1 protein-coding gene is annotated in these 3210 nt (G+C 36.9%); it reads left to right on the top strand.

Annotation, left to right across the window (positions count from 1 at the left end; all coding sequences use genetic code 11):
- Window positions 1-546: 546 nt before the first annotated feature.
- On the top strand, window positions 547-3210 hold a 2664-nt coding region (locus tag AC0YNZ_RS31290; RefSeq protein WP_475830259.1), incomplete at its 3' end, for a discoidin domain-containing protein.

Here is a 3210-nt window from a genome sequence, read left to right as displayed (position 1 = left end):
AAAACTGCTTTAAATAAAATGAGCGAAAACAGTATATCTTTTTTTGAGCGACACAAGTCTGCTTAACTAAAGGTCATAGACTGGGTGGGGCGTTAAGCTAACGGGCAGAATAATGGAATCAATATTTCTCGATATTTCGCCAGCCCTTAACTAATCAGATGGTGAGGAAACGCCAAAGGAGTATGTCTTGAAAAATACAATAATGAAATCTTAATGAATTAACACATAGTTTCTTCATTGGAGATAAATTGTGTCTTTTGGTTGTTTTGCGATATTGCAGGAAAAATCATATTTTACAGTCGTTGATTTGTCGGATTCCTTAAATTCGACAGTGTTTTTTCGTGAAAATTTTATCTATGATTCAAATTGAAGAGGGAATCTGCTGGTGGGTCAGGACATAACGATCAACAAAGGAGTGTGTACAATTGACGCATTGTTTCTGAATGGAAAGAGCTTGGGCGAACAAGAGATGCCGCGAGCTTCAAGTTAACTATTGTTTAAACTTTGAACTACTAACGTACTAGAAATTGAGAGGAGATGTTTAGTGTGTCAAAAATAAAGCGCTTCATTTCTGGAATCATGGTTGCAAGTCTTACAGCTTCAAGTTTATTTGTGAATAGTACATTACTAATTCCTCAGGCATCAGCAGCTGAAGCTAATGATGGATGGACAGAAGTTTCTAAAATATTAGACAGATATGTAGGTATATATGATAAAAATACTCTTAGGGGTTCTGATTGGAATACAGATGTTAGTCCAGACGGACCAGTAATGGGTAACGGAACAGTTTACGCATTTATGGGTGGAGATCGAAATGAACAGAATATTTATATATCGCGGAGCGATATGTGGGAATCTAAAGCACCTGGAGAACAAGATATTAATGAATATGGCTATACAACCTTTGGAGGATTAACAATTAGACAAAGTAATACCGAAAACCTTGCTTTGAATAAGAATATTACTGTAAGCTCATTTAATTTACCTGAACAATTTGGAGGAGCCTTACTCGATGGCAATGTAAAGACGAAGTGGTGTGCAACCACTACTAATAACGGCGGATCTTCTAAATACTGGGCAATGATAGATCTTGGAGAAGAAAAAGATATTTCTCGTTGGATAGTCAAGCATGCTGGGGCCGGTGGAGAAGCTGCCAGCATGAATACTAAAGATTTTAAACTTCAGTATACTACTCAAGAAAATCCTCAGGGGGCAACGGATTCAGATTGGCTTGATGCGGATGCTGTAGTAGGAAATACAGCCAATATAACAGATAGAAACCTATCTAGCTCTATCAAGACAAGATATGTTCGCTTGTTAGTTACTAAAGCCGAACAAAATACAGGAACAACAGTAAGAATCTATGAATTGGGATTATATGGAAAGGCACCATCTGTACCTTCTCCCCCTTCAGAGTTTCGTTATGAACAAGATATGAAAAATGCAGAAGTTCGGGCACAATCCGAAAGTGGTTTTTCAATGAATACTTTCGTGTCCGCCAAAGAAAATGTTATTGTGTCTAAAATTCATAACGACTCGAACGAGTTGTTGACACTTGACGTTGACACATGGACTGCATACAATGAGGTTTCTTCTAAAATCGATAATGTTAATAAAAGAACTATATCCAGTAAATCAGTTGGATATAAAGATCGAACGGATTTAAATGTAGAAGTCACAATGAGCACTCAATTTATAAAGGACGATGATAAGCTATTTTTTAAAGAAGTAAGTAAAGGAAAAAACAGAGCAATTATTTCACTTGCAGCAGATGAATATATTACTATCGTCTCATCCATTGAAGGTGGCAAAAATAATAATATATCTTCAGAAGAGCTCTCTCTCGCTACTTTAAATAAAGTAACAAGAGATTTAAGCAGCCTTAAAGCAGATCATAGAGCGCACTGGAAAGAATATTGGCTAAAATCATACGTTGATTTCTATAACGATTCATTTAACAGGGTCTACTATGGGGCACTTTATGCGCTAGGTTGTGCTACTTCGGATGCAAGTAATAACAATGCTGGTATAGCTCCAGGGCTCTTTCCTTGGACCGCTAATAAAAACCCCAAGTGGGGAGGAGCTTATTTTGCAAATACTGACGCCACCAGACAAGTTCATCCATTGGTTCAGGCGAATCGGTTAAGCAATATTAATAATTTTATTAATGTAATAGGTAATTTTTGGGAATCTGCAAGAGAACAAGCGTCTAACCCATATGAGCTCAATCTGCTTAATCAAGGAAATAAACGACCAAGTTTTACTGAGGGAATAAGAGGTGTTTTATTTCGGAAATCGTTTACTCCTTTTGGAATGGGGCTTAATAATGTACCAGAGTTAAGATATCAAAATCAGCCTTCCAATGCAAGTTCCATGTTGATGCCAATGGTTAGAATGTGGAAGTACAATCAGGATGAGGTGTTTTTGGAAGATTGGTTATACCCTAAAATGAAAGATGTGGCAAATTTTTGGACAGACTATCTTGTTGTTGAAAATGGAAAATATGTCATATACGGTTCTGCCCACGAGGGTTGGCCAGGTAGAAATTCTATTTTTGATTTAATGGCAATTCGTTATTATTTAAGTAATACTATTGAAGCTAGTAAAATATTGGATCGTGATGCTGAAGATAGAGTTATTTGGAAAAACATTCTTGATAATTTAAGTGATTATCCCTATGTAACGGCAAACAACAAAAAGCGGTTTGCTGCATCTGAAGGTGACGGTCGTCTTAATTCGAACCCAGTGACCGCACAAGGGGCTTATTATTTTGATGCCATTAACATGAGTATGCCTCAAAGTGAAAAAGATAAAGTCATTAATTATATTGATGCGTCAAATGCCTGGGGAAGCTACAGAGGATTAAATGCAGCATTAAGAGCGGGTTATCAGTTAAATCCAGAAGAGTATGCCAAAAAACAAATAGATATCAAACCTGGAATTTGGTTTGGAATTCGTGCCAATAATCTCATTGGAGATATTGGAACCACTGGATTTGCGTCTGCTTTCCAAGAAGCGTTATTACAAAGTCAAGAAGGATTTTTACGTATTTTCCCTAACTGGAGTCAGAAAGGTAAATTCACAAAATTACGTGCACAAGGTGCCTTTTTGGTAGATGCTAAACAAAATGAGTTGGGTCAAACAACCTATGTAAAAATTTTAAGTGAAAAAGGGAAAGATTGTGCAGTCCTTAATCCATGGCAAGGCCAA

It is taken from the genome of Paenibacillus sp. J2L1-98 (assembly GCF_056269405.1).
The sequence above is the reverse complement of the archived record's forward strand: the minus strand, read 5'-3'. Positions and strand labels throughout refer to the sequence as shown.